Raw genomic sequence first — 22,637 nt, 5'->3', positions numbered from 1 at the left:
TGTCATCCCAGGGTGCCGCGGCCGTGGCCGATGGCGGATTGCATGGTGCGCACGACGACAAAGGCATCGCGCAGGTGGCCGCGTTCGAAATCCGACAGGCTCGAGGGGGCCATGAAGTTGTCGGGCGCGCTGCCATGTTTGATCTGGTGCGCCTGATGTTCAAGCCGGGTCTGCGCAATCAGGTCATAGGCATCGATCAGGTCGCGCGCGCCGGTGGCCGAGATCACCTCGGCCTCCTTGGCCGCCAGCAGCCGCGCGCGGGTGTTGGCCGGGGCAAGCCTGCCGCGCAGGGCATAGACCCGCGCCAGGTCGACCACCGGCACCACGCCATTGTGCTTGAGATCGATGGTGTCCTTGTGCTCGCCAGAGCGGATGGTGGCAAAGCCGCGCAGCAGGCTGAGCGGCGGCACATGTTTCAGCGAATTGGCCACCATGTGGCTGACAAAGATCGAATTGCCGGCCGCCAGCTCCAGCGTGTGGCGCTGCAGGTCGGCGAAGAGGCCATGATCGCCGGCGATGGGCCGCAGGTCGAACATCACCGAGGCCAGCATCTGCGCCATCGGGTCGGGGGTGGCGATCCAGCCTTCGAAATAGCTGCGCCAGCGCGCCACCGGCTGCCGCCAGCGCGGGTTCGAGGCCATCATGTCGCCCGGGCAATAGTAGTAGCCGCAGGCATCGAGCCCGTCGCAGACGAAATTGGCCAGCGCCGCGAAATAGGTGTCATGCGCCGGCGTCGCACTGTCGTGCAGGAAGAGGCAATTGTCCTGATCGCTGACGCCGGTCTGTTCGCGCCGCCCCTGCGAGCCGCAGGCCAGCCAGAGGTAGGGCACCGGCGGCGGGCCCAGCTGCGCCTCGGCCATCTTGAGCAGGCGGCGGGTCACGGCGTCGGCGATATCGGTGATCAGCCGCGTCACCACGTCATGCGGCTTGCCGGTGGCCACCAGCTGCGCCAGCACCTGCGGGATCAGCCGGGTAAAGCCGCCAAGGTCCTCGACGCTGTCGGCAAAGGCGATGTCGCTGACCACCACGGCCGAGCCGATGGCCTGTTGCCGGGTCAGGTCGGTCTGGGTGATGATGCCGCGAAAGGTGCCGCCCTCGGTCACCGGCACATGGCCGATCTTGCGCTCGAGCATCAGGTGCAGCACGTCGGACCCCAGATCGTTGACGCTCAGCACCGCCGGATCGGGGGTCATCACCTGGCTCACCGGGGTCGATCCCGGCAGGCCCTCGGCCAGCACGCGGGTGGTGAAATCGCGGGTCGTCAGGATGCCGCGCAGCCGGCCGCTCTCGACCACGCCGATCGAGCTGACCTTGGCGGCGCGCAGCATGGCGGCGGCCTCCTGCACGGTGGTCGTCGGCGGGCAGGTCAGCGGATCGGCCGCCATCAGGTCGCCCACCCGCATCTCGGCCAGGTCCAGCGCAGCGGCGCGGCGCGGCCGGGCGCGGTCGAAGTAGCGGGCAAAGGCGCGGTCCTCGCGCAAGAGCTCTTCGAAGAGCGCCACCGGCAGGATCAGCGCCTCGACCGCGCTCTTGGCATTGGCCGAGGTGACGGCGTGGCGGTCGCGCAGAAGGCCGCGCTCGCCAAAGGAATTCCGCGGACCCAGCGCCGAGACCTGGACGCCATTGGCGTCCGAGATCGTCACCGCGCCCGAGACGATCAGGTAGAGCCCGGCCAGCGCCTCGCCCAGCGCATAGATCGGCGCGCCGGGGGCAAAGGTCACCGGAGTGACCCGCTCGGCCACCCGCGCCAGACGCTCGGGCGCCATGGCGTCATAGGGGTGTACCGATTGCAGGAAGGCCAGCGTGCTGGTCAGGTCGGGGGCCATGTGCGCCTCTGGTTGTTCTGTCTGTCCGGCATGGGGCAATTCCGGCGGCCCTGCCTTGCTCTGGATCAAGGCTAGCATGAAATGAAAGCGGCGCGCCCGGGAAACCGAGGCGCGCCGCCTGTGTCTGGCCCGGACCCCCGCAAGGGACCGGGCCGGACAATCTCAGTGGCCTTCCACCGCGGCGCCGGCACCACGCGGCACGCGCACGCTTTCGACCAGCTCCTGGATGTGCTTGGGCGGGGCGGCCGTCATCTTGGACACGACGATCGCCGTGGCAAAGTTCAGGATCGCGCCGATCGCGCCGAAGGAGGTCGACTTGACCGTACCAAGCAGCGGGTTGGCATCGGTGAAACTGTTGGTGTCGGGGATGAAGAACCAGCCCTTGTGCAGGAAGATGTAGATCAGCGTTGCGATCAGGCCGACCAGCATGCCCGCAACCGCGCCCACGTTGTTCACCCGCTTCGAGAAGATGCCCATCATCAGCGCCGGGAAGATCGACGCCGCCGCGAGGCCGAAGGCCAGAGCCACGGTCTGCGCCGCAAAGCCCGGAGGGTTGAGGCCCAGGTAGGTGGCCACCGCGATGGCAACCGCCATGGCGATCCGTGCCGACATCAGCTCGTTCTTCTCGGACATGTTGGGCGTCAACTGGCCTTTCAGCAGGTCATGGCTGACCGCCGAGGAGATTGCCAGCAGCAGGCCCGCCGCGGTCGAGAGTGCCGCCGCAAGGCCGCCCGCCGCCACCAGACCGATCACCCACGACGGCAGGTTCGCGATTTCGGGGTTGGCCAGCACCAGGATGTCACGGTCGAACTTGGTCAGCTCGTTGCCGGTCCAGCCATTCGCTGCCGCCTTTTCCTGCATCGCTGCATCGGCGTCGTTGTAGTACTGGATCATGCCGTCGCCGTTCTTGTCTTCCCAGCCCAGCAGACCGGTCTTCTGCCATGTGCCCATCCAGGCATAGGCAGGATCGGACTCGATGGTCTCGACCGACACCGCCGCACCGTCCGTGCCGTTGGGCCAGAACTGTTCGGTGATGTTGAGCCGCGCCATGGCGCCCACGGCAGGTGCCGTCAGGTAGAGCAGCGCAATGAAGACCAGCGACCAGCCGGCGGACCAGCGGGCGTCGGACACTTTCGGCACAGTAAAGAACCGCATGATCACGTGCGGCAGGCCGGCGGTGCCGATCATCAGCGACAGGGTGAAGAGCACCATGTTGAAGGTGTCGCCGTTGTGGGCGGTATACTCGGAAAAGCCCAGTTCGCGGACGATCTGGTCGAGCTTCTGCAGCAGCGGCTCGCCGGAGGCGGTGTGATCGCCGAAGAGGCCCAGACCCGGGATCGGGTTGCCGGTCAGTTGCAGCGAGATGAACACGGCCGGAATGGTATAGGCCATGATCAGCACGCAGTATTGCGCCACCTGGGTGTAGGTCACGCCCTTCATGCCGCCAAAGACCGCATAGGCAAAGACCACCACGGCGCCGATCAGCAGACCGGTGGTGTTCGACACTTCGAGGAAGCGGCCAAAGGCCACGCCGACACCGGTCATCTGGCCGATCACATAGGTCACCGAGGCGACGATCAGGCAGATCACGGCGACAAGCCGTGCGGTGGGGCTGTAGAACCGGTCGCCGATGAACTCGGAGACGGTGTATTTGCCGAACTTGCGCAGATAGGGGGCAAGCAGCAGCGCCAGCAGCACGTAGCCGCCGGTCCAGCCCATCAGGAAGGACGAGTTGTCATAGCCGACAAAGGCGATGAGGCCGGCCATCGAGATGAACGACGCCGCCGACATCCAGTCGGCCGCGGTGGCCATGCCGTTGACGACGGGGTTCACGCCCCGGCCGGCGGCATAGAATTCAGAGGTCGAGCCCGCCCGGGCCCAGACCGCGATGCCGATGTAGAGCGCGAAGGACGCGCCGACAAACAGCAGGTTGATGGTAAACTGATCCATTGGTCCCGTTCCTTATTGCTCGTCGACGCCGTGTTCGCGGTCGAGCTTGTTCATCCGCCAGGCGTAGAAGAAGATCAGCGCCAGAAAGACGATGATCGACCCCTGCTGGGCAAACCAGAAGCCCAGGTCAGTGCCGCCGACGGCGATGCCGCTGAGCATCGGACGCAGCAGGATGCCGAACCCGAAGGACACGACGGCCCAGATGATCAGGCAGATGGTGACAAGGCGAATGTTCGCCTCCCAGTAGCCATTGTTTTCAGAGTTGTCCGACATGTCGGTTCTCCCCTCTCTCTCCAAAGCGTCCGGCCACCATGGCGCGGACACACTTCCCCTGTGCGCGGGCGGCCAGGGGGCCTCCCGCGGTGATCCGACGCAGGTTGTGCGTTGGGTCGGTCTGACGCCCGGGTCCTAGCGGACCCCGGCGACAATCTCTTCGAGCGATGCGGCGATGGCGCCGATCTCGCCCATGGCATCGACGCGTTTGAGCACGCCGTGACTGTCGTAATAGGCGATCAGCGGCGCGGTCTGCGCGTGGTAGGCCTCGAGCCGCGACGCTACCGTTTCGGCGTTGTCATCGGCGCGCCGCTTGAACCCGGTGCTGCCGCACTTGTCGCAGACCCCGGCCTCGGCCGGCTGCTTGAAGCTGTCGTGGTAGCCCTCGCCGCAAGTGCCGCAGGTGTAGCGCCCGGAGATCCGCGTCACCATGGCGGCATCCTCGACCTCGAGCGAGATCGCGGCGTTGATCTCCTGGCCGCTCTCCTCGAGCAGCCGATCCAGCGCCTGGGCCTGCACCGTGGTGCGCGGAAAGCCGTCGAGGATGACGCCGCGGGCGGTGTCCTCTGCGGCCAACCGGTCGCGCAGGATGGCGATCACGATCTCGTCGGAGACCAGCTCGCCGGCCTCCATCACCGCCTTGGCCTGGCGGCCGGCCTCGGTGCCGGCGGCCACGGCAGCGCGCAGCAGGTCGCCGGTCGACAGTTGCACCAGCCCGAACTTCTCTTCGAGCATGCGGGCCTGGGTGCCCTTCCCGGCGCCCGGAGGGCCGAGAAGGATCAGAACGGCGGGGCGGGTCTGGACAGAAGCTTCCACGACCATCAGTCCCGGTTCATCCGGTTGTCGATCAGGTCATCGACCACCGAGGGATCGGCCAGCGTCGAGGTATCGCCCAGCGCGCCATAGTCGTTCTCGGCGATCTTGCGCAGGATGCGGCGCATGATCTTGCCGGAGCGGGTCTTGGGCAGGCCCGGCGCCCACTGGATCAGGTCCGGGCTGGCAATCGGCCCGATCTCGGTGCGGACCCAGGTGCGCAGCTCCTTGCGCAGCTCGTCGGTCGGCTCGACACCGTTCATCAGGGTGACGTAGCAATAGATGCCCTGCCCCTTGATCGCGTGCGGATAGCCCACCACCGCGGCCTCTGCCACCTTGGCATGTGCCACCAGCGCGCTTTCGACCTCGGCCGTGCCCATGCGGTGGCCCGAGACGTTGATCACGTCGTCGACGCGACCGGTGATCCAGTAATCGCCATCCGCGTCGCGGCGGCAGCCGTCGCCCGAGAAGTAGTAGCCCTTGTAGTCCGAGAAATAGGTCTTCTCGAACCGCTCGTGATCGCCCCAGACGGTGCGCATCTGGCCCGGCCAGCTGTCGGCGATGACAAGCACGCCCTCGACGCCGTTGCCCTTGATCTCTTCACCGGTGGTGGGATCGAGCACCATCGGCTTGATACCGAAGAACGGCTGTTGCGCCGCGCCGGGTTTCAGCTCGTGCGCGCCGGGCAGCGGGGTCATCATGTGACCGCCGGTCTCGGTCTGCCACCAGGTGTCGACGATCGGGCATTTGCCCTTGCCGACGACGTCGTTGTACCAGTTCCAGGCCTCGGGGTTGATCGGCTCGCCCACGGTGCCCAGAAGGCGCAGCGAGGACAGGTCGCATTTCTCCACGAACTCCGGCCCCTGCCCCATCAGCGCGCGGATGGCGGTGGGCGCGGTGTAGAACTGATTGACCTTGTGCTTTTCGCAGACCTGCCAGAAGCGGCTGGCATCGGGCCAGGTCGGCACGCCTTCGAACATCAGCGTGGTGCCGCCATTGGCCAGCGGACCATAGACGATGTAGCTGTGACCGGTGACCCAGCCGACGTCAGCGGTGCACCAGTAGATGTCGCCGTCGTGGTAGTCGAAGGTGATCTCGTGCGTCATCGCCGCATAGACCAGGTAGCCGCCAGAGCAATGCACGACGCCCTTGGGCTGGCCGGTGGAGCCGGAGGTGTAGAGGATGAACAGCGGATCCTCGGCATTGACCTCGACCGGGTCGAAGGTCTCGGCGGCGTCTTTGGCGAGCGCCTTGTAATCGACATCGCGGTCGGTCCAGGTGGTCTGGCCACCGGTGCGCTTGACCACAAGGCATTTGACCGTTTCCTTGCAGTGCAGCAGCGCCTTGTCGGCGTTGGATTTCAGCGCTGTCTTGCGGCCGCCGCGGGGGGCTTCGTCGGCGGTGATCACGACCTTGGCGTCACAGCCGTTGACCCGCGCGGCCAGCGCGTCGGGCGAGAAGCCGGCAAAGACGATGGAGTGGATCGCGCCGATGCGGGCACAGGCCAGCATGGCATAGGCCGCCTCGGGGATCATCGGCAGATAGATCACCACCCGGTCGCCCTTGGTCACGCCCAGATCGCTGAGCACATTGGCCATCTTGCAGACGTTGGCATGGAGTTCGCGATAGCTGATGTGCTGCGCCTCTTCCTGCGGATCGTCCGGCTCCCAGATGATCGCGGTCTGGTCGCCGCGGGTCTCGAGGTGGCGATCGACGCAGTTGGCCGAGACGTTCAGCGTGCCGTCGTGGTACCATTTGATGTGGATGTCGCCGGGGACAAAGCTCACGTCCTTGATCTGGGAATAGGGCTTGATCCAGTCGATGCGCTTGCCCTGCTCGGCCCAGAAGCCTTCCGGATCGGCAATCGAAGCGGCGTACATCTCTTGGTACTTGGCAGCGTCGACATGGTACTGTCGTGCAGAATGGTCGTTGGGCATGTGCTCCCCCTCTTTTCGCTTTGTCGGGGCACAACATGGCTCCTCCATGCACCCCGATGATCAACGTCGAGGCAAGTTTACAGAGGATTGCGCGAATTTGATGCTGGTCACTCATGCTCAAGGCTTTTTCTGTAAAGAAATCGACAGAGCCCGCTGTCAATCTGTAAATTTATGTCGATGCGAGGGTAAAAATGCCGTTACGTCAGACGGTTGCTTTTTGCGGGCTTTCCCGGCGCGCCAGTAAATTTTCGCCGTGCCGGCAGATTTGGGACGCTAACAATCTTGCGCCGGGCCTGCGACATTTTTGCAAGAGCGTCGGGAGCGATGCTATTTACGCTCATCTTTAGCGGGAAAATTGCGACTTTGGTGGCAGGCCGGGTGTTTTGTGATCACAACAGTGATTCCCCGGTGAACGCGGGCGGTTCCGGACGGCTTGGCCTCACAAGGCGCACCCACTCAGCCGGTCAGCGGCCTGTCGGTGCCACTTGTGATCACGTCGCGCCGCGCCCGAAGGGCGTCTCGCACCGCCTCGGCATGTTTGGCGCTGACGGGGATGTCGCGCCCGTCGCTCAGGGTGACCCGCAGGCGAGATCCATCGCGGTGCATCCGCTGCAGATGCGCCTTCATGACATAATGCGAGCGATGCACCTGCAACCCCGACGCGCCCTTGAGCTCGGCAATGGCGTCAGACAGGCGGATCAGCACCAGATGCGTGCCCAGCGTCGTGGTCACCTCGGCATAATGGTCCTGCATCGAGATCGAGATGATGTCGTCACCCAACTCCGGCGGCAGCCGCTTGTGAAAGGCGGTGCGCTGCGTGACCGGCAAAGCCTCGTCGCTGTCCTGGCGCCAGGCGATGAACTCGACAAGGCCCACCAGCCAGCCGACCAAAGTCACCAAGAGCCAGATGCGCGGCAAATCCTGATCCAGCGCCGTCTCGGGATGGAACACTTCATAGGCAAAGATCACCAAAGCCGCCCCCGGCAGCCCCGCCAGCGCCGCCCCCAGCCCGAGCCGCAACGACGGCGGCAGGCGCCCCAATCTCTCGGTCGTCAGCGCGGTGGTCTGCAGCACATGCATGAAGAAGCCCACGCCGGTAAAGGTCACGACCCAGAAAATCAAACGCTGATAGAGAGTTAGATGGTCATAGGTGCCAAAAGGCCCGGTGATCGTCAGCACCAGAACGCCGCCGAAGAACACGATGATCTTGCGTTCCCAGCCGATTGCGCCCCAGATTTCCGCCAAAGTTTCACGCATCGTGAAATTTGACCCTAGGTAACTCACGAAATCCAGCAAAAATTTACGAAGATTAACTAGGCCCTGCCGGGATTCGGGCGTTTTATGCCTGTGCCTGCCGCGATATTCTGGGGGGAGCGTTTAGAAGAACCTTTTTTGCGGGTCTTCGGACTCATGACCTAATCACCGCGTCCTTCGGGATGCGTGTTCAAGAGCGGGCCGGCCTGGATGGCGCAATGACCCTGGGGGAGTTGCACCACCGAGGCCGGCCTTTCTTTTTGCCCTGCCCTCTCCGACATCCCGCCCGGCATGGCCCGATCCGCCCGGCCTGCGCCCTCTGGACGCCCGTTTCCCGCGCGCCTATAAGCAGCTTCAAGATGGCACATTTCGCGATCATCATTCGAATTACATGCCCGGCGCTCTGATCAGACGAGCCGCCGGGACAAGGCGTATGGACTGCCGCGCCGCCTCACCCCTCACATCCGAATAAAGTGACAAGGACGCCCTTCATGTGCGCCGATACGCCTGAGTACAAAGACACTCTGAACCTGCCCAAGACCGATTTCCCGATGCGCGCCGGCCTGCCCAAGCGCGAACCCGAATGGCTCGAGCGCTGGGAGCGGATCGGCATCTACGACCGGTTGCGCGAACGCGCGGGTGATCGCAAGCCCTTTACCCTGCATGATGGCCCGCCCTATGCCAACGGCCACCTGCACATCGGCCACGCGTTGAACAAGACGATCAAGGACATGATCGTCCGCTCGCACCAGATGATGGGCTTCGACGCGCGCTACATCCCCGGCTGGGATTGTCACGGTCTTCCCATCGAGTGGAAGATCGAGGAGCAATACCGCAAGAAGGGCAAGAACAAGGATGAGGTCGATGTCATCGACTTTCGCCAGGAATGCCGTCGCTTCGCCGAGGGCTGGGTCGACGTGCAGCGCGAAGAGTTCAAGCGCCTGGGCGTGACCGGCAACTGGCCGCAGCCGTACCTGACAATGGATTTCCACGCCGAGCGGGTGATTGCCGAGGAATTCCAGAAGTTCCTGATGAACGGCACGCTCTACCAGGGCTCCAAGCCGGTGATGTGGTCGCCCGTCGAACAGACCGCCCTGGCCGAGGCCGAGGTCGAATACCACGACAAGGAGAGCTTTACCGTCTGGGTCAAGTTCCGCGTCTCCAACGTCGAGTTCCCCGACCTGACGCTGGCCGGCGAAGAGACCGAGATCGAGGAAGGCCAGGACATCATGGCCGCCGAGGAACAGGTCGCCCATGACCTGATCGGCGCGCATGTGGTGATCTGGACCACCACGCCCTGGACCCTGCCCTCGAACAAGGCCGTCGTCTTTGGCCGCGACATCAGCTACGGGCTCTACGAGGTCACCGGCGCGCCCGAGGACTGCTGGGCCGCGCAAGGCGACCGCTTCCTGCTGGCCGACAACCTGGCCGCCGATGTCTTCAAGCGCGCCCGCCTGAACGAGGACCAGTACACCCGGGTCCGCACCGTCAGCGCCGATCTGCTGGCCGGTCTCACCCTGCTGCACCCGCTGGCCGGCGCCGAGGGCAGCAACGGCGAATGGGACGAGCCGCGCGATTTCCGCGCTGCCGATTTCGTCACCGACACCGAGGGCACCGGCTTCGTGCATTGCGCCCCGAGCCACGGGATGGAGGAATACGAGCTCTACCGTGACCTCAACATGCTCGACCGCGTCATCACCTACAACGTGCTCGACGACGGGTCCTTCCGCGCCGACCTGCCGTTCTTTGGCGGCAGCTACATCCTCAATCGCAAGGGCGGCGAAGGCGACGCCAACAAGAAGATCATCGACAAGCTGGTCGAGGTTGGCGGGTTGCTGGCGCGCGGCAAGATCAAGCACTCCTACCCGCATTCCTGGCGCTCCAAGGCACCGGTGATCTTCCGCAACACGCCGCAATGGTTCGCTGCCATCGACCGCGAGGTCGGCGACGGTCAGGATCAATACGGCAAGACCATCCGCCAGCGCGCCCTGACCTCGATCGACCAGCTGGTGAACTGGACGCCCAAGACCGGGCGCAACCGGCTCTATTCGATGATCGAGGACCGGCCCGACTGGGTGCTGTCGCGCCAGCGCGCCTGGGGCGTGCCGCTGACCTGCTTCACCAAGAAGGGCGCCCTGCCCACCGATCCCGACTTCCTGCTGCGCGACGCGGCGGTCAATGCCCGCATCCTCGAGGCCTTCGAGGCCGAGGGCGCCGATGCCTGGTACAAGGACGGCGCCAAGGCGCGCTTCCTCGGCGATGATCACAACCCCGACGACTGGGATCAGGTCTTCGACATCCTCGACGTCTGGTTCGATTCAGGCTCGACCCATGCCTTCGTGCTGCGCGACCGCGAGGATGGCACCGAGGACGGCATCGCCGATGTCTACATGGAAGGCACCGACCAGCACCGCGGCTGGTTCCACTCCTCGATGCTGCAGGCCTGCGGCACCAAGGGCCGCGCGCCCTATCGCAACGTGGTGACCCATGGCTTCACGCTGGACGAGAAGGGCAACAAGATGTCCAAATCGCTCGGCAACACCATCGCGCCCGACCAGGTGGTCAAGCAATACGGCGCCGACATCCTGCGGCTCTGGGTGGCGCAGACCGATTACACCGCCGACCAGCGGATCGGGCCGGAGATCCTCAAGGGCGTGGCCGACGGCTATCGCCGGCTGCGCAACACCATGCGCTTCATGCTGGGCGCGCTGTCGCATTTCGAGGAAAGCGACCGGGTCGCGCCCTCTGACATGCCCGAACTCGAGCGCTACATCCTGCACCGCCTGGCGGAACTCGATCACGTGGTGCGCAAGGGCTATGCGGCCTTCGATTTTCAGGGCGTCTTCCAGCAGCTCTTCAACTTCGCCACGGTCGAGCTCTCGGCCTTTTACTTCGACATCCGCAAGGACGCGCTCTATTGCGACGGCGACACCCAACGCCGCCGCGCCGCGCGCACGGTGATGGACATCCTGTTCCACCGGCTGACCACCTGGCTGGCGCCGGTGCTGGTCTTCACCATGGAAGAGGTCTGGCTCGAACGCTTCCCCGGCGAGGACAGCTCGGTCCATCTGACCGACATCCCCGAGACGCCTGCCGACTGGCTCGACGAGCCGCTGGCGGCGAAATGGGTCAAGGTGCGCCAGGCCCGCCGCGTGGTCACCGCGGCGCTGGAAATCCAGCGCACCGACAAGGTGATCGGCGCCTCGCTCGAGGCCGCGCCGGTGGTGCATGTGCGCGACAAGGAGATGCTGGCGGCGCTGAAGTCGATCAACTTCGACGACATCTGCATCACCTCCGGCATGTCGCTGACCGGCGATCCGCAACCGGCCGAGGCCTTCCGCCTGCCAGAGATCGACGGCGTCGGCGTGGTCTTCGAAAAAGCCGATGGCGAAAAATGCCAGCGCTGCTGGAAGATCCTGCCGGACGTCGGCACCCACACCCACCCCGGCACCTGCGCCCGCTGCGACGCCGCGCTGGCCTGAGCCCCAAAGCCCCGCCCCCCTGCTTCTTCTGTTCACAAATACCCTTGGGGGGCGGGGCCACAGGCCCCGGGGGGCAAAGCCCCCCTTCTTCCAAAAAAACTGCGGGCGCAGCCCTCAATATTCACAAAAAAAGACGGACCCGCCCCCCTCACCACCGCCGGGGGCAAGCCCCCCCAAAAACGCACACCCCCTGTGCAGACCTTGGGCGATCGCGCCGGCCGCCCTAGATCAGCTTCAGATCGCAATGCAAGGACACCCGTGATGACCGACAGCTACACGCCCCCCAAAGTCTGGACCTGGGACAAGGAGAACGGCGGAGAGTTCGCCTCGACCAACCGCCCCATCGCCGGCCCGACCCATGACAAGGAGCTGCCGGTCGGCAAGCATCCCTTCCAGCTCTATTCCCAGGGCACGCCCAACGGGGTGAAGGTCACGGTGATGTTCGAAGAGCTGCTGGCCGCCGGCCATGCCGCAGACTACGACGCCTGGTTGATCCGCATCGGCAATGGCGATCAGTTCGGTTCGGGCTTTGTCGAGGTCAACCCGAACTCCAAGATCCCCGCGCTAATGGACCGCTCCGGCGAGACGCCGGTGCGGGTCTTCGAATCCGCCGCGATCATGCTGCATCTGTCCGAGACGTTCGGCAATGCCTTCCAGGGCGCGTCCGAGCATCGCGCCGAGCTGCTGTCCTGGCTGTTCTGGCAGATGGGCAGCGCGCCTTTCCTCGGCGGCGGCTTCGGCCATTTCTACAATTACGCGCCGGAGAAGTTCGAATATCCGATCAACCGTTACGCCATGGAGAGCAAGCGCCAGCTCGACGTGCTCGACCGGCATCTGGCGCAGAACGACTGGATGGCCGCCGGTGAATACACCATCGCCGACATGGCGATCTGGGCCTGGTACGGCCAGCTGGTGCTGGGCCGGCTCTACAATGCCGCCGAATTCCTCGACGTCGAGAGCTACACCCACGTGATGGCCTGGGCCAAGCGCATTGCCGAGCGTCCCGCAGTGCAGCGCGGCCGCATGGTCAACCGCACCGGTGGCGACCCGGCGCTGCAGCTGCACGAGCGTCACTCGGCCGAGGATTTCGCGACCCGGACCCAGGACAAGCTTTTAACCGCCTGATCTGCGAGAAACCGGATTGAGCCCATGGTGCGCATGGGCCAGTCTGGGCGCATGCCGGAACGCAGCCTGACAACACCGCTTGGGCCGGTGACCCTCGAAGCGCAGGACGGCGCGATCACCGCCCTGCACTGGCGGGCCGGCGACATGGACGACGATCCCCTGCTTGTCGAGGCCGAACGACAGCTGACCGCCTATTTCGCCGGACGCTGCGAGGTCTTCGACCTGCCCTTTGCGCCGCAGGGCTCCGATCTCACCCGCCGCACCTGTGCGGCAATGCAAGAGATCCCGTTCGGCGCGACCCGGACCTATGGTGACCTGGCGCGCGAGTTGAAGGCCCCGGCCCAGGCCATCGGCCAGGCCTGCGGTGCCAACCCGATCCCGGTGCTGATCCCCTGCCACCGCATCCTCGGCGCCAAGGGTCTTGGCGGGTTCTCCGCCAAGGGCGGCGTCGAGACCAAGGTCTGGCTGCTGCGCCACGAAGGGGCTGCGGGGCTGTTGATCTGACGTTTATCCATTGTCCCAGCGCGCAATGGCAGCGGCTGCAAGCCGCCGCGCGTCATGCCGAAGGCATGCCTCCGGCACCAAGCTCACCAATACACGGGCAAGTCACCGTAGGGTGGGTTTCCAACCCACCGCCCACCTCCGGAAAGGTGAAAACCCCAAAACCCCGCCTCCCCCGCGCTAACAGCGGCTGCAAGCCGCCGCGCGTCATGTCAAAGGCATGCCTCCGGCATGACGGGCCGCCCACCGGCGCGGCGATTTGGCTGACGTGGGCGCGCCGATCTGATCTCTTCCGGACTTGGCTTGGATAAATCGCTGCAGAACCGAGGTTGGATCGCCGCACCGCGGCCCCTTACATACGGCGCACCGCCGCACCGAGGCCCGACAATCCGCGGCTTGCTCAATCGCGACGCGGGTCGCGGGGATAGGTGCCGAGGATTTCCAGCATGTCGGTGAAATAATCCAGCTCTTCCAGCGCCCGCTGCACCGCCGGATCGTCGGGATGGCCCTCGATATCGGCGTAGAACTGCGTGGCGGTGAAGGATCCCCCCACCATATAGCTCTCGAGCTTGGTCATGTTGACACCGTTGGTGGCAAAGCCCCCCATTGCCTTGTAAAGCGCCGCCGGGATGTTGCGCACCTGAAAGACAAAGGTCGTCAGCATGCCGTGATCGCCGCGCCGGCGCATGTCGGGCTCGCGGCCCATCAGCAGAAAGCGCGTGGTGTTGTGGGCGTGATCCTCGATGTGCCGGGCAAGGATGTGCAGCCCGTGGATCTCGGCCGCGAGGTCCGAGGCCAGCACGCCCGAGCGCCGGTCACCGCTCTCGGCCAGTTCGGCGGCGGCGCCGGCGCTGTCGGCGGCGGCCTCGCCCCGGATGCCGTAGGTCTTGAGGAAGTCGGCGCATTGCGGCAGCAGAACCATGTGGGCGCGCACCGTCTCGATATCCTCGATCTGGACGCCGTGATGCGCCATCAGGCTGACATGCACCCGCACGAAGGCCTCGCCGACGATCCGCAGACCGCTTTGCGGCAGCAGGCGGTGAATGTCTGCCACCCGTCCATAGGTGGTGTTCTCGACCGGCAGCATCGCAAGATCGGCCTCGCCCGAGGTGACCGCGGAAATCACATCCTCGAAGCTGCCACAGGGCATCGGCTCCATCTCGGGCCGGGCGTCGCGGCAGGCCTCGTGACTGTAGGCTCCGGGCTCGCCCTGAAATGCAATGCGTCCTGTCATGAAATTTTTCCGTCTTCTGGCCCGGCCCGGGCGTTTCGTCGCGGTTTCTATACCTTGCCTCCGCGGAGGGGAAGCCGTAAGACCCCGAACAAGACCAAGCTAAGGGACTCGCGTGTTATGGATACAATGACCTCGACCAAGATTCTGGGGGGCTTCTGCGGCGCTTTCCTGATCTTCCTGCTCGGCAAATGGGCGGCTGAAGAGATCTATCACACCGGTGGCGGCCATGGCAGCGAAGAGCAGGCCTATGTCATCGACACCGGCGAAGCCGAAGGCGGCGAGACCGAGGCAGCCGTGCCGTTCGAAGAGCTTCTGGCCGCAGCCGATCCGGCCAAGGGCGAACGCGTCTGGGGCAAATGCCGCGCCTGCCACAAGGTCGAGGACGGCGTCAACGGCACCGGCCCGCACCTCTACGGTGTTGTCGGCCGCGAAGTCGGCTCGGTTCCCGGTTTCGGCTATTCCGGTGCCCTGGTCGCCGTGGCCGACGTCTGGAGCCCGGAAAACCTGCAGGCCTTCCTCGAGAACCCCAAGGGCTATGCCCCCGGCACCAAGATGTCGTTCTCGGGTCTGAAAGACGCCGAAGACCGCGCCAACCTGATTGCCTGGCTCGACAGCATCGACGGCTGATCGCGCTGACGCGACAGGAGAAATTGCACCGCCGTTCCCCCGGGAGCGGCGGTTTTTCCATGTGCCTTCGGGTTTCGGCGGCTTCTCACCGGATATCACGGAATATCGACTTGATTGATCCCGCCGCACCGCTCTAGCGTACAGAGCCAAAGACGCCACAAGCTTGCGCGCCGCGCGTCCCCAGGCCGATAGGAGCGACTGAATGACCGACGAAAGATACCTGCCCCGCACCGGGTTCGAATTCTCACGCCGTGCCGCGCTTGGCATGTTCGGCGCGACGGCGCTTGGCGCCGCGCTGCCGCCGGCGCGGGTGATCGCCCAGACCGCCGAGGGCGAAGAGATTGTCGTCAGCCATGGGTATTCCTTCTACGGCGACCTGAAGTACCCGGCCGATTACAAGCACTGGGACTACGTCAACCCGAACGCCCCCAAGGGCGGGCAGATCTCGCTGGGCACCCGCGGCACCTTCGACGGCTTCAACCGCTGGGCCTGGCGCGGCAATTCCGAGAGCAACTCGGGCATCGTCGCCGAGGCAATGTTCGCCGAGATGCCATGGGGCGGCGGGTTGCCGGCGGATTCGATCACCGATGCCTATTGCCTGATCGCCCGCGAGGTCGAATACCCCAAGAACAAGACCTGGTGCGTGTTTCACATGCGCGACGACGTCACCTTTCGCAACGGTCAGCCGGTGCATGCGCGTGACGCGGCCTTTACCCACAACCTGTTCCTCGACCAGGGCATCCGCTCCTATGCCCGCGCGGTGAAGGAACGGATCACCGGGGTCGAGGTGATCGACGATCTGACCATCCGCTACACCTTTGCCGACGAGATCTCGCGCCGGTCGCTGATTTCGCAGGTCGGCGGCACGCCGATCTTTTCCGAGGATTGGTACAAGGAAACCGGCGAGCGGCTTGACGAGCCCTCTGTGGCCTCGCCGATGGCCTCGGGCCCCTACCAGGTCGGCGATTACGAGTTCAACCGCTACGTCGTCTATGAACGCAACCCGAACTACTGGGGCTGGGACCACCCGGCCAACGTCGGCCGGCACAACTTCGACCGGGTCCGGTTCGAGTACTTCGCCGATGACGCCGCCGAGTTCGAGGCTTTCAAGGCCGGTATCTACACCTTCCGCTCCGAAGGCTCGACCAAGCGCTGGGCCACCGGTTACGACTTTCCGGCGCTGCAGAAGGGCCACGTGAAGCGCGAGGAGATCCCCGACGGCACCGCGCCCAACAACTCGGGCATCATCTTCAACACCTTGCGCCCGCCGCTCGACAACCGTAACGTCCGCCACGCGCTGTCGCTGGCGTTCAACTTCGAATGGGTCCGCGACTCTCTGCAGTTCGGCCTGACCACCCAGCGCAAGAGCTTTGTCGAGGGTCAGGAGTGGGAGGCCACCGGCGTGCCGGAAGGCGCCGAGCTGGAACTGCTCAAGTCGCTGGGCGACGTGGTGCCGCCGGAGATGCTGACCGAGGAAGTGGTGATGCCGCATACCTCGAACCCGCGCGACCCGAGCGACCGCCGCAACCAGCGCGCCGCGCTGAAGCTGCTGGCCGACGAAGGCTACAGCGTCAACGATCAGGGCAAGATGGTCGACGCCGAGGGCAAGCCGCTCAGCTTTGACTTCCTCGTGCTGTCGAGCTGGGATGACACCCGCAAGGCGGTGATCGAGACCTATGCCCAGACCCTGCGCAGCTGGGGCATCGAGGTCAACGCCGAGGCGATCGACAGCGCTCAGGGCCAGCAGCGCTTCCTCGACAAGGACTACGACCTGATCCACACCCGCTACCTGACTTTCTCGGTCGCCGGCACCGGGCTCAATCAGCTGTTCGGCTCGGAAAGCGCCGAGGTGTCGTCCTACAACGGCGCCGCCCTGCGCAGCCCGGTGGTGGATGCGCTGATCGACGCGGCGCTCGACACCACCAACCGCGAGGACGAGATCACCGCGCTCAAGGCGCTCGACCGGGCGCTGCGCTACGAGCGGATCGTGGTGCATGACGGGTTCGTGCCGGAATACTGGGTGGCCTATTACGACATGTTCGAACGGCCCGACCCGCTGCCCCCCTATGCGCTGGGGGTGCTGGATTTCTGGTGGTTCAACCAAGAGAAATACGAGGCTCTGAAAGCCGCCGGCGCGCTGAAGTAACCCATGGGCGCCTATATCCTTCGCAGACTCCTGCTTGTGATCCCCACCCTGCTGGGGATCATGATCATCAACTTCGCCCTGGTGCAATTCGTGCCGGGCGGCCCGGTGGAACAGATGCTCGCCCAGATCCAGGGCGAGGGCGACGTCTTTGGCGGCTTCTCCGGCGGCGGCGAGGACGTGGGTGAAGAGACCTTCGGCTCCGACAGTGACTATGTAGGCGCCCGCGGGCTCGACAAGGAGTTCATCGAGCAGCTCGAGGTGGATTTCGGCTTTTCCCGCATCGTCTGCGAGGACAGCTTCACCGGCGAGCCCGATCTCGACGACCCGGCCTGCGTCAAGGAAGACATCGGCGTCGGCGAACGCTTCCTGATGATGATGGGCAACTACCTGCGGCTCGACTTCGGCGAGAGCTACTTCCGCTCGATCGGGGTGCTGGAACTGGTGATGGAGAAGCTGCCGGTGTCGATCACGCTGGGCCTCTGGTCGACGCTGATTGCCTATGCGGTCTCGATCCCCTTGGGCATCCGCAAGGCGGTCAAGGACGGCTCGACCTTCGACACCTGGACCTCCGGCATCATCATCGTGGCCTATGCGATCCCCGGGTTTCTCTTTGCCATCCTGCTGCTGGTGCTCTTTGCCGGCGGCTCCTACTGGCAGATCTTCCCGCTCAGGGGCCTGACCTCCGAGAACTTCGAAAACCTCAGCCTGCTGGGCAAGATCGGCGACTATTTCTGGCACATCACCCTGCCGGTGCTGGCCTCGACGATTTCGGCCTTTGCGACGCTGACCCTTCTGACCAAGAACAGCTTCATGGACGAGATCAAGAAGCAATACGTGATGACCGCCCGCGCCAAGGGCCTGTCGGAACGACGGGTGCTCTATGGCCATATCTTCCGCAACGCCATGCTGATCGTGATCGCCGGCTTCCCGGCGGTCTTCATCGGCGTCTTCTTCGGCGGCTCGATCATCATCGAGACGATCTTCTCGCTCGACGGTCTGGGCCGGCTGGGCTTCGAGGCGGCGGTGGCCCGCGACTACCCGGTGATCTTCGGCACGCTCTTCGTCTTCGGCCTGCTGGGCCTTCTGGTCGGCATCCTGTCGGACCTGATGTATGTCTTTGTCGATCCGCGCATCGACTTCGAAAAGCGGGAGGGCTGACCCATGGCGCTCTCTCCCATCAACCAGCGCCGCTGGCGCAACTTCAAGGCCAACCGCCGGGCGCTCTGGTCGTTGATCATCTTCCTCGTGGTCTTTACCGTCACGCTCTTTGCCGAGTTCGTGGCCAACGACAAACCGATCCTCGTCAAGTACAGGGGCGAGTTCTACACCCCGGTGTTCAACTTCTACCCCGAGACCGCCTTTGGCGGCGACTTCAAGACCGAAGCGATCTACCGCGACATCGAGGTCAAATGCCTGATCACCACCGGCGGGCTCGAAACCTGCTGGGATGATCCCGAGGGCCTGATCGAGAGGGTCGAGGCCGGCGAGGCGCTAGAGGGCGATTTCGTAGAGGGCTGGATGATCTGGCCGCCGATTCCCTATGCCTATGACACGCCGGTCGACCGCCCCGGCGCCGCGCCGCTGCCGCCCAACGAGCAGAACTGGCTCGGCACCGACGACACCAAGCGCGATGTGCTGGCGCGGATCATCTACGGCTTCCGCCTGTCGATCCTGTTCACCCTGATCGTCACCACCCTGGCCTCGGTGATCGGCATCTTTGCCGGTGCGCTGCAGGGCTATTTCGGCGGTTGGCTGGATCTCATCTTCCAGCGGGTGATCGAAATCTGGGGCGCCACCCCCAGCCTTTACGTGATCATCATCCTCTTCGCGATCCTCGGCCGCAGTTTCTGGCTGCTGGTCTTCCTCATGGTGCTGTTTGGCTGGACGGCGCTGGTGGGCGTGGTGCGGGCCGAGTTCCTGCGCGCGCGCAACCTCGAATACGTCCGCGCCGCCAAGGCGCTTGGTGTCCCGAACCGCACCATCATGTTCCGCCACATGCTGCCCAATGCCATGGTCGCCACCGTCACCTTCCTGCCCTTCCTGGTGACCGGCACGATCAGCCAGCTGGCCGGGCTCGACTTTCTCGGCTTCGGCCTGCCCTCCTCGTCGCCCTCGCTGGGCGAGCTGACCCTGCAGGCCAAGCAGAACCTGCAGGCCCCCTGGCTGGGCTTTACCGCCTTCTTTGTCTTTGCCTTCATGCTCTCGCTTCTGGTCTTCATCTTCGAGGGCGTGCGGGATGCCTTCGACCCAAGGAAAACCTTCCAATGACGGCGCTTCTCAAGGTCAGAAATCTCAAGGTCGCCTTCCGCCAGGACGGCCAGAGCATCCCGGCGGTCAAGGGCGTCTCCTTCGACGTCGAGCGCGGCGAGACGGTGGCGCTGGTGGGCGAGTCGGGCTCCGGCAAATCGGTCACCGCGCTCTCGACCGTGTCGCTGCTGGGCGGCTCGGCCGAGGTCGACGGCTCGGTCACCTATGATGGCCGCGAAATGGTCGGTGCCAGCGACAAGACCCTGCGCCAGATCCGCGGCAACGACATCTCCTTCATCTTCCAGGAGCCGATGACCTCGCTCAACCCGCTGCACACGCTGGAAAAACAGCTGCGCGAGTCGATGGAGCTGCACCAGAACGTCACCGGCGCCGAGGCCCGGCAGCGGATCATCGACCTGTTGAACAAGGTGGGCATCCGCGACCCGGAAGAGCGGCTGTCGGCATATCCGCACCAGCTCTCCGGCGGACAGCGCCAGCGCGTGATGATCGCCATGGCGCTGGCCAACGGCCCCGACCTGCTGATCGCCGACGAGCCCACGACCGCGCTCGACGTCACCATCCAGGCGCAGATCCTCGAGCTGCTGGCCGAACTGAAGGAGGCCGAGAACCTCAGCCTGCTGTTCATCACCCACGACCTCGGCATCGTGCGCCGCATCGCCGACCGGGTCTGCGTGATGAAGAACGGCGAGATCGTCGAGACCGGTCGCACCGAGGACATCTTCGCCAATCCCCGCCACCCCTATACCCAGATGCTGCTGGCGGCCGAAAGCACCGGCCAGCCCGATCCCGTGGCCACCGGCGCCCCTGTGGTGGCCGAGGCCGAGAACCTGCGCATCTGGTTCCCGATCCAGAAGGGCCTCCTGAAACGCACCGTCGGCCACGTCAAGGCGGTCAACAGCGCCAGCTTTGCCGTCCGCGCCGGCGAAACCCTGGGCATCGTCGGCGAAAGCGGCTCGGGCAAGACCACCCTGGCGCTGGCGATGATGCGGCTGATCTCCTCCGAAGGCCGGATCACCTTCGACGGCCAGGACCTGCGGCACTACAACACCCGCAGCCTGCGCCGCCTGCGCGCCGAGATGCAGATCGTCTTCCAGGACCCCTACGGCTCGCTCAGCCCGCGGATGTCCTGCGCCGAGATCATCGCCGAGGGCCTCGGCGTGCACGGCGACCGCGGCGACAGCCGACCCAAGCGTGACAAGGTTGCCGAGGTGATGAAGGAAGTGGGCCTCGACTCGAAGATGATGGACCGCTACCCGCACGAGTTTTCCGGCGGCCAGCGCCAACGCATCGCCATCGCCCGCGCGATGATCCTGCGCCCCAAGCTGGTGGTGCTGGACGAGCCGACCTCGGCGCTGGACATGACGGTGCAGGTGCAGATCGTCGAGCTCTTGCGCGCGCTGCAGCGCAAATACGGCCTCGCCTATCTCTTCATCAGCCACGACCTCAAGGTCGTCCGCGCCATGTCGCACCATGTGATGGTGATGAAACAGGGCGACGTGATCGAAGCCGGCCCCGCCGACCAGATCTTCAACGCTCCGAAAACCGACTACGCCCGCACCCTCCTCGCCGCCGTGGCCTGACACACAGCACTCCGGCGACAGCGCCTCCCCCCTGCTTCTTCTGTTCACAAATACCCTCGGGGGTTTGGGGGCAGAGCCCCCAATCGACGCCGAAACCTCGCGGCGCCCTCCACAATACCGCCCCGGGGGTTTGGGGGCCCTCGCCCCCAAGGCCTGCGTGGCCCGAACGCAATCCGACCTGCGCGCGCAGCGCCCCGCCGGTCACACCGCTGCGGAATGCCCCGCAAGGCTCAGATCATAGCTGTCGAGCGCGCGCGCCATCATCCGCGTCAGCGGCCGCGCCTCCTCCGGCACGAAAAGCCCGGCCTCGGTCACCTGCACCAGCGTGCCGAAGCGCGCGACCAGCGGCGCCACCAGCCTGTCAAAGCCTGCGCGGTCGAGGCCAAAGCGCTCCGCCATTTCGCCGGCGTCGATGCGGAAATCGCACATCAGCGCCTCGATCATCCGCCCACGCAACCGGTCCTCGGCGTCGAAGACATGTCCGCGCGCGGTCGAGAACCGCCCCTCGCGGATCGCCGCCGTATGCCGCCCGGTGCTCGGCGCATTCTGCGCGTAGCCCTGCGGAAAGCGCGAGATCGACGAGGCCCCGACCCCGATCAGCACCTCAGCGGTGTCGTCGGTATAGCCCTGGAAGTTCCGCCGCAGCCGCCCGGCCCGGGCCGCCTCGGCCAGACCGTCGTGGGGGGCGGCGAAATGGTCGATGCCGATCTCGTCGTAGCCATCCGCGAGAAACAGCCGCCGCGCGGTCTCGAACAGATCGAGCCGTGCCTCAGGCGAGGGCAATGCCTCTTCCGGAATCAACGCCTGCCGCCGCGCCATCCAGGGCACATGGGCATAGCCGTAGAGCGCCACTCGGTCGGGCGAGAGCGACAGCAGCTTCTGGACGGAATCGGCGATCCGCTCCCTGGTCTGGTGCGGCAAGCCGTAGAGGATATCGGCGTTCAGGCTGGCCACCCCCCGCGCCCGCAGCATCTCGCAGACATCGCGGGTCAGCTCGAAGCTCTGCCGGCGGCCGATGGTCTCCTGCACCGCCGGGTCGAAATCCTGCACCCCGATCGAGGCCCGGGTCATCCCCATGGCCACCAGCACGTCAAGCCGGGCGGCGTCGATCTCGTTCGGATCGATCTCGACCGAGAACTCGCCCTGCGGGCTCATCGGTGCCACTTCGAAGATCGCCTGCGCCAGCTCCGCCATCATGTCGGGTGCCAGCAACGTCGGCGTGCCGCCGCCCCAGTGCAGCCGCGACAGGCGCAGCCCCTCGGGCAGCGCGGCCTTGATCAGCCGCAGCTCGGTCAGCAGCGTCTCGAGATAGGCGCGCACCGGGGCATCGCTCTGGGTGCCCTGGGTCCGGCAGGCGCAGAACCAGCAGAGCCGCCGGCAGAACGGCACATGCACATAAAGCGAGACCTCGCCGCCCGGCGGCACCGCCGCCAGCCAGCGAGAGAAGTGATCCGGCCCCACCTCGGCGGAAAATTGCGGAGCCGTGGGGTAGGATGTGTAGCGCGGCACTTTCGCGTCAAAAAGCCCCAGCGCGGCAAGTTGTGTTTTCGTAACCATGGGCCTAGCGTTAGCCGTGGTTCTCGCCGCGCTCCTTGACCCAGATCAACCCGGATACCAAAAC

At 65.2% G+C, this 22,637-nt stretch carries 16 protein-coding genes; 8 read left to right on the top strand and 8 right to left on the bottom strand.

The annotated features are described in order from the left end of the window. Positions 1–2 precede the first annotated feature (2 nt). The 6 genes from ACN0SE_RS06620 to ACN0SE_RS06595 form a co-directional block, all read right to left on the bottom strand. Positions 3–1,826: a DUF294 nucleotidyltransferase-like domain-containing protein gene (locus ACN0SE_RS06620; protein WP_417523717.1), complete on the bottom strand. Its 1,824-nt coding sequence runs from the start codon at positions 1,824–1,826 to the stop codon at positions 3–5. A 162-nt stretch (positions 1,827–1,988) separates the two neighbouring features. After that, on the bottom strand, positions 1,989–3,776 hold the full coding sequence (locus tag ACN0SE_RS06615) for a sodium:solute symporter family protein (protein ID WP_417523716.1): 1,788 nt from the start codon (positions 3,774–3,776) through the stop codon (positions 1,989–1,991). Between the two features lie 12 nt (positions 3,777–3,788). Continuing rightward, positions 3,789–4,049, bottom strand: a complete 261-nt coding sequence (locus ACN0SE_RS06610; RefSeq protein WP_417523715.1) for a DUF4212 domain-containing protein — start codon at positions 4,047–4,049, stop codon at positions 3,789–3,791. Positions 4,050–4,184: 135 nt separating this feature from the next. Further along, positions 4,185–4,865, bottom strand: coding sequence for an adenylate kinase (locus ACN0SE_RS06605; RefSeq protein WP_417523714.1), 681 nt, complete (start codon positions 4,863–4,865; stop codon positions 4,185–4,187). A 5-nt stretch (positions 4,866–4,870) separates the two neighbouring features. Beyond that, positions 4,871–6,799: an acetate--CoA ligase gene (gene acs, locus ACN0SE_RS06600; RefSeq protein WP_417523713.1), complete on the bottom strand. Its 1,929-nt coding sequence runs from the start codon at positions 6,797–6,799 to the stop codon at positions 4,871–4,873. Between the two features lie 456 nt (positions 6,800–7,255). Beyond that, a complete protein-coding gene (locus ACN0SE_RS06595; RefSeq protein WP_417523712.1) occupies positions 7,256–8,056 on the bottom strand; it encodes a LytTR family DNA-binding domain-containing protein in 801 nt (266 codons plus the stop codon). Between the two features lie 488 nt (positions 8,057–8,544). Here ACN0SE_RS06595 and ileS point away from each other — a divergent pair, with 488 nt between their 5' ends. From ileS to ACN0SE_RS06580, 3 genes are all read left to right on the top strand, one after another. After that, positions 8,545–11,535, top strand: coding sequence for an isoleucine--tRNA ligase (gene ileS / locus ACN0SE_RS06590; RefSeq protein ID WP_417523711.1), 2,991 nt, complete (start codon positions 8,545–8,547; stop codon positions 11,533–11,535). A 261-nt stretch (positions 11,536–11,796) separates the two neighbouring features. Beyond that, positions 11,797–12,660, top strand: coding sequence for a glutathione-dependent disulfide-bond oxidoreductase (yghU, locus tag ACN0SE_RS06585; protein WP_417523710.1), 864 nt, complete (start codon positions 11,797–11,799; stop codon positions 12,658–12,660). 51 nt (positions 12,661–12,711) lie between these two features. Next, positions 12,712–13,164: a methylated-DNA--[protein]-cysteine S-methyltransferase gene (locus ACN0SE_RS06580; protein ID WP_417523709.1), complete on the top strand. Its 453-nt coding sequence runs from the start codon at positions 12,712–12,714 to the stop codon at positions 13,162–13,164. Positions 13,165–13,561: 397 nt separating this feature from the next. Here ACN0SE_RS06580 and ACN0SE_RS06575 read toward each other — a convergent pair whose 3' ends face one another. After that, positions 13,562–14,395: a prephenate dehydratase gene (locus ACN0SE_RS06575; RefSeq protein ID WP_417523708.1), complete on the bottom strand. Its 834-nt coding sequence runs from the start codon at positions 14,393–14,395 to the stop codon at positions 13,562–13,564. 117 nt (positions 14,396–14,512) lie between these two features. On the opposite strand from ACN0SE_RS06575, the gene ACN0SE_RS06570 reads away from it, so the two are divergent. The 5 genes from ACN0SE_RS06570 to ACN0SE_RS06550 all read left to right on the top strand — a co-directional run bounded on the left by ACN0SE_RS06570 (position 14,513) and on the right by ACN0SE_RS06550 (position 21,016). After that, complete coding sequence (locus tag ACN0SE_RS06570; RefSeq protein ID WP_417523707.1) at positions 14,513–15,022, top strand: c-type cytochrome; 510 nt, start codon at positions 14,513–14,515, stop codon at positions 15,020–15,022. Positions 15,023–15,224: 202 nt separating this feature from the next. Beyond that, entirely contained in the window at positions 15,225–17,168 is a 1,944-nt protein-coding gene (locus ACN0SE_RS06565) for an extracellular solute-binding protein (protein ID WP_417523706.1), read from the top strand. 3 nt (positions 17,169–17,171) lie between these two features. Next, positions 17,172–18,326 carry a microcin C ABC transporter permease YejB gene (locus tag ACN0SE_RS06560; RefSeq protein WP_417523705.1) on the top strand — a complete coding sequence of 385 codons (1,155 nt, stop codon included), beginning with the start codon at positions 17,172–17,174 and terminating at the stop codon, positions 18,324–18,326. Positions 18,327–18,329: 3 nt separating this feature from the next. Then, complete coding sequence (locus tag ACN0SE_RS06555) at positions 18,330–19,436, top strand: ABC transporter permease (RefSeq protein ID WP_417523704.1); 1,107 nt, start codon at positions 18,330–18,332, stop codon at positions 19,434–19,436. Continuing rightward, positions 19,433–21,016, top strand: coding sequence for an ABC transporter ATP-binding protein (locus ACN0SE_RS06550; RefSeq protein WP_417523703.1), 1,584 nt, complete (start codon positions 19,433–19,435; stop codon positions 21,014–21,016). Before ACN0SE_RS06555 ends, ACN0SE_RS06550 begins: the two co-directional genes overlap by 4 nt. Before the next feature lie 201 nt (positions 21,017–21,217). On the opposite strand, the gene hemN is transcribed toward ACN0SE_RS06550, so the two are convergent. Continuing rightward, entirely contained in the window at positions 21,218–22,573 is a 1,356-nt protein-coding gene (hemN, locus tag ACN0SE_RS06545; protein ID WP_417523702.1) for an oxygen-independent coproporphyrinogen III oxidase, read from the bottom strand. Positions 22,574–22,637 lie beyond the last annotated feature (64 nt).

The organism is Marinovum sp. (assembly GCF_048263515.1).
Lineage (GTDB): Bacteria > Pseudomonadota > Alphaproteobacteria > Rhodobacterales > Rhodobacteraceae > Marinovum.
Note: the sequence above shows the minus strand (reverse complement) of the source record. Positions and strands in the feature narration are given on the sequence as shown.

What these genes read in the sequence shown, in the direction of transcription:
- ACN0SE_RS06620 (WP_417523717.1), bottom strand. Translation starts at nt 1,826, where the DNA reads ATGGCCCCCGACCTGACCAGCACGCTGGCCTTCCTGCAATCGGTACAC.
- ACN0SE_RS06615 (WP_417523716.1), bottom strand. Translation starts at nt 3,776, where the DNA reads ATGGATCAGTTTACCATCAACCTGCTGTTTGTCGGCGCGTCCTTCGCG.
- ACN0SE_RS06610 (WP_417523715.1), bottom strand. Translation starts at nt 4,049, where the DNA reads ATGTCGGACAACTCTGAAAACAATGGCTACTGGGAGGCGAACATTCGC.
- acs (WP_417523713.1), bottom strand. Translation starts at nt 6,799, where the DNA reads ATGCCCAACGACCATTCTGCACGACAGTACCATGTCGACGCTGCCAAG.
- ACN0SE_RS06595 (WP_417523712.1), bottom strand. Translation starts at nt 8,056, where the DNA reads ATGCGTGAAACTTTGGCGGAAATCTGGGGCGCAATCGGCTGGGAACGC.
- ileS (WP_417523711.1), top strand. Translation starts at nt 8,545, where the DNA reads ATGTGCGCCGATACGCCTGAGTACAAAGACACTCTGAACCTGCCCAAG.
- yghU (WP_417523710.1), top strand. Translation starts at nt 11,797, where the DNA reads ATGACCGACAGCTACACGCCCCCCAAAGTCTGGACCTGGGACAAGGAG.
- ACN0SE_RS06580 (WP_417523709.1), top strand. Translation starts at nt 12,712, where the DNA reads ATGCCGGAACGCAGCCTGACAACACCGCTTGGGCCGGTGACCCTCGAA.
- ACN0SE_RS06575 (WP_417523708.1), bottom strand. Translation starts at nt 14,395, where the DNA reads ATGACAGGACGCATTGCATTTCAGGGCGAGCCCGGAGCCTACAGTCAC.
- ACN0SE_RS06570 (WP_417523707.1), top strand. Translation starts at nt 14,513, where the DNA reads ATGGATACAATGACCTCGACCAAGATTCTGGGGGGCTTCTGCGGCGCT.
- ACN0SE_RS06565 (WP_417523706.1), top strand. Translation starts at nt 15,225, where the DNA reads ATGACCGACGAAAGATACCTGCCCCGCACCGGGTTCGAATTCTCACGC.
- ACN0SE_RS06560 (WP_417523705.1), top strand. Translation starts at nt 17,172, where the DNA reads ATGGGCGCCTATATCCTTCGCAGACTCCTGCTTGTGATCCCCACCCTG.
- ACN0SE_RS06555 (WP_417523704.1), top strand. Translation starts at nt 18,330, where the DNA reads ATGGCGCTCTCTCCCATCAACCAGCGCCGCTGGCGCAACTTCAAGGCC.
- ACN0SE_RS06550 (WP_417523703.1), top strand. Translation starts at nt 19,433, where the DNA reads ATGACGGCGCTTCTCAAGGTCAGAAATCTCAAGGTCGCCTTCCGCCAG.
- hemN (WP_417523702.1), bottom strand. Translation starts at nt 22,573, where the DNA reads ATGGTTACGAAAACACAACTTGCCGCGCTGGGGCTTTTTGACGCGAAA.